We start from the raw sequence: 5052 nt of genomic DNA, 5'->3' as shown, positions 1-5052 counted from the left end.
AACCATCTGGTCGCGGGTGCCCCCGGCGCTGCAACTACTGAGGTCTTTCGCGCCGCCACGGGGCGTCAGATGCGCCGAAGCCTGGATGGAGGAATCATCATCAAATCAACCGTAGCTGTCTTTGGTTGGTAAAGGCCGCGTACGATTTGGAGCAGTTCTTGTTCCGACCCCACATAGACGCCGTCGAGGACGGTCGAAGTGCTCCAATTTGTGTCCACTTGCTGTCGCACTTCTTAGCTGAACAGCACCACCTTGCCATGACCGCCCCCTCTCAACGAATTTGCAGAACGCTCAGAGCACTACCCCGATCTACCACTTGGCAGTCATACTGACCGCTGCCGGGGAACAGACGACATGGTTTGAGTGACCGGCATGAGGCGCGAAGCGGTCGTTGACAATGCGACTTGCCTCGAGAACAAGCCAACAAACAATGCCGTTTGAATTACCCGAGCTCGTGGATGGCCACGCTAGGAATGACGGCCCTGGCGATGTCGCATAGGTGCTGGTGGTGGGTGAGATAGATCACCTGGCCGACGCTGGCCATCTCGCCGAACAACCGGAAAACTTCCTCCGACCGGAGATGGTCGAAGGTCTCCATGATGTCGTCGGCGATGAACGGAACAGCCGGCCCGAGCTTGGCAAACTCGTAATATCCGGCGAGGCGTAGAGCCAGGTAGAGCTGGAAGCGCGCGCCTTTCGAAAGAGCGTCCGCGACCTTCGATTGGCCATCCCGCTGTGTCGCGATGAGGACCTCGCCGCCCTTTACCGGCTGGGTCGCCAAGCCTGTTTATTGGCCGCGTGTGATCAGTGCGAAGGCGTCGGAGGCCTCGCTCATCATTCCGGAGCGGTGACGTTCGCGATAGACCCGAAGCGCGCTCGACGCCGACATCACCCCAAGCTTCAATTCGATGTAGCGGACGGCCTTTTCCTCGATTTCGAGAAGGACGGTGCGACGATCGGCATCGACCCGGGCAACTGCGCTGTCGCCGCCGATCGCATCGAGCTTGTCGGTCGCCCGGTCCGCCGGACGAGCTGCTGTTGCAGTGAGTCATCGAGGTCGGTGAGGCGTCGCTCGATTTCCACCTTTTCAACTGCGAGGCCATCGAGATCGAGGCCTTCCAACAACGAACGCGCCTGGATGAAGTCTGCGGCGCCGAGCTCGCTCGTCAATCGTTCTTGAAGCTCGGCCACGGCACTCTGCAGGCGGTCTCGCTCGCGAAGCTGTTCATCGCGCTGCACGACCTGGGGCAGAGTGTTCACCCCAAAGGCGTCTAGCACCTCCCGCTTTGTCGCCTCGGGTGCGGCGATCTCGGCTCTGAGAGCATCGCCGGCGTCCTGCAGCCCTTGGACGTCGAACAGGAGATTTTTCTTCGCCTCTCGGCCGCGCTCGGCTTGCTCGAGACGCTCAGTAAGCCTGGCGCTTATCTGTTCTGGTGCCTCGTCGCTGGCCGCCTCGCCGGCCAGCGCACCCAGGCGGACAATCTCTTTAGCAAATGCAGTCCTATCCGCCTCCATCTTGCGGATGCGGATACGCATGGCCTCACGATCCTGCAGGGCCTTTGATAGCTCAACAACTGATCGAGCACGCTGCCAAGCCCAGTCCCGGCGATGCCATCTTCGAGCCAGGTGCCCTTCAGCGTTTCCTTGACCTCGGCCTGCCATGCATCTTCTCGCCTCTCGGCATTTTCGACCGCGAGCCGCCTTGCAGCCAGTTCCTCTTCCTTCGCGGCGACGCTCCTCAGCGCCTCCGCTCGCTCCGCATCGACCTTCGCCTGTCTGTCCAGGAAGCGGTCAGCCCGGTTCCTGCCGGGCAGACGGTTCAAGTTCCCGTGTTCCGATTTTCAACCTTCGTGCCTGTAGGTGGTGCGCTATACCCCTGGCGATGCGGAGAGTGGGTTAAAGGAACTCGCCCACCCCGAGTGCGTATTTCTCGCACTCCTCAGCAGGGAACATTGAGCCCTGCCATGTCTGATCGCGCTGCTTGTCTCCCTCGCCATCACGGTTGGGAAACTTCTCGGATATTCAGAGGCTTCAACCACGCACTTCGTTGTCTCACCATGGACACTGCGGTAGCCCGGCCCGGTAGCGATGGTTACCGTCCGGTACAGTTCAGACCGATCTGCTTATGACACCGAACCGGCGACACCCGGTCCAGCTTTTCGGTCCCCTTCCTTTCGTTGTTCCCACGAAAGGGACGGCATTGCAGCCGTCGGTCGAAAATCAGCAAAGCTGGGAGAGTTTCAACTATGTCATACTACCCTCCCGCGCCGTCACGGCGCACCGATGTCCTCGGAGAAACGGCGGATAATGCCGAAGGCCTTAGACAGGGACGTTCCGCCTTTGAACACCAGGCTGGCTGCGGCGTGCTTCGGAAGATCGAACAATCGTTTCAAGGTCCAGCAGACCCAGAAGTCTTTCTCGATGATCGTGTTGGCGACGCCGCGCCGGGCGCCGGTTTCGCCGAAGAGCGCTGCCCGATCGCTTGCCGGAAGAAGAGCAACCTTATCCATTCGCGGCGTTCGACGCTGTGTTGCCGATCGAGATCAGCGTCGGACGCATCCAGGCGGGAGCCTGAACTGCGTTGGACGCAAGTAGTCTCTTGTCAACCGCCGATAGCCGACGCGCGGCGAGCTGGGCCACGTCGGAGGCCCGAACCGGCCCGACATGGCGAAGAGCTTGGACAATGGTCCCGGCAGGACTGCCCGGTGCGATCAGATGCTTGGGCGAAGCGTGACGCAGATCGACCACGCGCTTGCCCAGCACGACCCGGCGCGAGGGCCCGTCCGTCAGATAAAGGCTCTTTGCGGGAACCTGCGTCGAGAGGCCGAGCGCATTGGCTGCGTGCGCGCCGGCGATCTGCGCCTTTGAACCAGTCTCCCGCGCGAGTGCACGCGCGACGTCGTCGGAAGCCGGCGAAAGGTGACCCAGCTTCGGGTGCACCTTCGGGTAGTCATAGAGGCCACGCGCCAAGCGGCGCAGCTTTCCTATCTTGACCAAGCGAGAAAGGGCCTGATCGACAGCCGCGCGCCCCGCCACGTCGAGGAAGTCGCTGGGCGTGAACACACAGCCACGCCCGCCAGCGCGGGCGCGGCGCATGATCCGATTGGAAACAGATGTTATGACCGTTTTCATGTGTCAGAAAATAGGCTATCTTTTTCTGACATTCAAGATGCTCAGAATCGCAACTGTTCTGAGTCCGACCAGTCCCTACTGGCCTCTATCTGTCCGCTGGCCCGGCTGTCGAGCTTTTAAGATGGTTGGCTATTCGGTCAGCCAGCCACACGAGACAGGGACGTCGTGATCCTTGTTCATTTTCATCGCGCTCATGCGAGGCCTTCCGCAGCAGCGCCACAGCGATCGCGCTCATATACTCGCCCCGCGTCTTCTCGTCCCCCAGCCCAACCCGGCGGATCTGCCGCACCGTATACGGCCGAAATAACGCAGATTTACAAAGTAGCGCAGGCCCGGAAGTCGTTGCACAAGCCCTAGAACACGCTAAAGCCCATGTTGCGCTGGTTGGCCAGCAATCCGGGACCTCGGGGGCGCCAATCAAGCCACAACGGGTCAGCATGCTCGTGGCGTCTTAATGGCCGCAACCCCACCACGCCCCGCTCACAGCACCTAATCCACAAGAATATCGCCCTAGCACTCCCCGCCCGCCAGCCCGGCCGGAATATCGCCGGCCAGCAGCTTTTCCTTTGACAGCAGTCCGGCATCCTCGAGCGCCTCGAAATCCGGCAGCTGGCGCAGCGTGTCGAGCCCGAACTGCGACAGAAAAGTCTTCGTCGTGACATAGGTATAGGGCGCGCCCGGCTGCGGCGAGCGCGGGCCCGAAGCAATCAGCTCCTGCCCGCGCAGCACACCGATCAGATCGCGCGACACCTCCTTGCCGAAGAAGGAAGACAGCTCGCCACGGGTGATCGGCTGGAAATAGGCAATGCACATCAAGACCAGCGCTTCGGATTGGTTCAGCTCCTTTGCCCCCTCGCCCGCCGCCGTGCCGAAGGCGGCGTGGATGACGTCGCCATAACTTTTCTTGGTCCGGTGCTGCCAGCCGCCGGCGACCGCGACCAATTCATAAGGGCGGCCGACGAGCTCGGCCCGGATGTCGTCGATGATCAGCTCGAGGTTACAATTCTTGCCCACCACCCGCGCCAGCACACTTCGTGTCACCGGCTCGCTTGCCGCAAAGATCACCGCCTCGACGCGGCCCATCCACTCGCGCCAGCGCAGTTCCGCCGGCAGGTGCTCGAGCTCGGTGTCCACCAGCATTCGCTGGACATTTTTTTTCGCCCTTTCGTCGCGCGCTGTCTCGGCCATCGCTAAAGTCCAAACAGCCGGAAAGACGAACGGCCCGACAGCTCGCGCACGGTGTCGAGTTGCTGCAGCCGTTCGAACAGGCGTCGCGCCGCAAAACGCGACAGGTTCTTTGTCACGAGCGAGCCGGAGACGGCGTCTTCGTTGAGCAGCAGAAAAATCACGTCGCCGGCGCCTTTGGCGCGCAGTTTTGGCGCGATGGCGATGAGCTTTTCGGCGCGGCGCGCCAACTCGGCGGCCAGCCGGCAGGCCTCGGCTGCGGCCGCAACCAGCGCGACGCAGACCGCCCGCTCAAACCCTTTTTCGCCGGGCCGGATTCTTTTGCCGCCAAGTTCGGCGCGGAAGGCTGACGAAAAAACCTGGGTCATGAGCAGCGGCAGCGGCCGCGGCCACCGAAAACTTTGCGCCAGCACCAGGTCGGCCAGCCACCAGGCCAAAAGCGCGGCGTCGGGGCGCAGGGCGACGACGTGCGCGGCGATCGCCGCGGCGGCGAACGGCGCCGGCCGCTCAGAGCCCGCTATAGCCTCGATCTCCGTGCAAAGGCTGGCGAGCGCCGCGTCGTCCCAGTGGAGCCCGAGCTGTTCGGCAATCCTGGCCAGCCGGTCGGGGATGGCGACGGGCGGCTGCAGCGACAACTGGCGCCAGGCGCCAAAAATGGCGCCGGCGGGGCCGGGATCGGCGGCGGCCGGGCGCAGGTGCCAGGCATCGCGCAAGGCGGCCGCGTCCTCGGCGCGG

The 5052-nt window shown here is 62.7% G+C and carries 6 protein-coding genes and 1 pseudogene; 1 reads left to right on the top strand and 6 read right to left on the bottom strand.

Going from position 1 to position 5052, the window contains the following annotated elements; translation table 11 throughout:
• A pseudogene (locus O7A70_RS33410) lies at nt 1-132 on the top strand (IS1595 family transposase); the annotation flags it as partial.
• Nucleotides 133-442: 310 nt separating this feature from the next.
• Here the strand turns inward: O7A70_RS33410 and O7A70_RS33405 are convergent.
• The 6 genes from O7A70_RS33405 to O7A70_RS33380 all read right to left on the bottom strand — a co-directional run.
• Nucleotides 443-781: an ATP-binding protein gene (locus O7A70_RS33405; RefSeq protein ID WP_337144141.1), complete on the bottom strand. Its 339-nt coding sequence runs from the start codon at nt 779-781 to the stop codon at nt 443-445.
• A gap of 119 nt (nt 782-900) precedes the next feature.
• Nucleotides 901-1536, bottom strand: coding sequence for a hypothetical protein (locus tag O7A70_RS33400; RefSeq protein ID WP_337144140.1), 636 nt, complete (start codon nt 1534-1536; stop codon nt 901-903).
• A gap of 734 nt (nt 1537-2270) precedes the next feature.
• The gene (locus O7A70_RS33395) at nt 2271-2510 is read right to left on the bottom strand and encodes a nucleotidyl transferase AbiEii/AbiGii toxin family protein (protein WP_442921253.1); all 240 of its coding nucleotides are present in this window, start codon (nt 2508-2510) and stop codon (nt 2271-2273) included.
• Nucleotides 2503-3132 (bottom strand): DUF6088 family protein, encoded by a 630-nt coding sequence (locus O7A70_RS33390; RefSeq protein ID WP_442921252.1) that lies wholly within the window; start codon nt 3130-3132, stop codon nt 2503-2505. The genes O7A70_RS33395 and O7A70_RS33390 overlap by 8 nt, the downstream gene beginning before the upstream one ends.
• 510 nt (nt 3133-3642) lie before the next feature.
• Nucleotides 3643-4320, bottom strand: a complete 678-nt coding sequence (gene scpB / locus O7A70_RS33385; RefSeq protein ID WP_337144138.1) for an SMC-Scp complex subunit ScpB — start codon at nt 4318-4320, stop codon at nt 3643-3645.
• 2 nt (nt 4321-4322) lie between these two features.
• Nucleotides 4323-5052, bottom strand: a 730-nt coding sequence (locus O7A70_RS33380; RefSeq protein WP_337144137.1) for a DUF1403 family protein, incomplete at its 5' end; no start/stop codon positions are given.

Origin of the sequence: Mesorhizobium sp. Cs1299R1N1, assembly GCF_037179655.1 — a bacterium.
Taxonomy (GTDB): domain Bacteria; phylum Pseudomonadota; class Alphaproteobacteria; order Rhizobiales; family Rhizobiaceae; genus Mesorhizobium; species Mesorhizobium salmacidum.
Note: the sequence above shows the minus strand (reverse complement) of the source record. Positions and strands in the feature narration are given on the sequence as shown.